The 241-nt window shown below is 44.8% G+C and carries 1 protein-coding gene; it reads right to left on the bottom strand.

Annotated features, from left to right (window positions below; genetic code table 11):
• Positions 1-224 (bottom strand): thiolase family protein (locus SB775_RS33200; protein ID WP_486360743.1); only part of this gene is annotated, 224 nt, incomplete at its 3' end.
• Positions 225-241 lie beyond the last annotated feature (17 nt).

Genomic DNA, 241 nt, shown 5'->3' with positions numbered 1-241 from the left:
CCTGCTAGTCCGCCGATATTACGAGCCATATTTAACCCTTGCTCTGCTTCTGGCATCGCACAACCGAAAATTAAATCATCGATTGGTCCTTCATAATTCGCACGCTTTAATGTTTCCTTTACTACTAACGCCCCTAGATCGTCAGGACGAACTGTTTTTAATGAACCCCTCTTTGCTTTTCCAATTGGTGTTCTTGCTCCCGCAACAATGACAGCTTCTCTCATGAACGATATCTCCCCTC

The sequence above is a fragment of the Peribacillus sp. SIMBA_075 genome (assembly GCF_046534585.1).
This window is presented reverse-complemented; position numbering and strand designations above follow the sequence as displayed.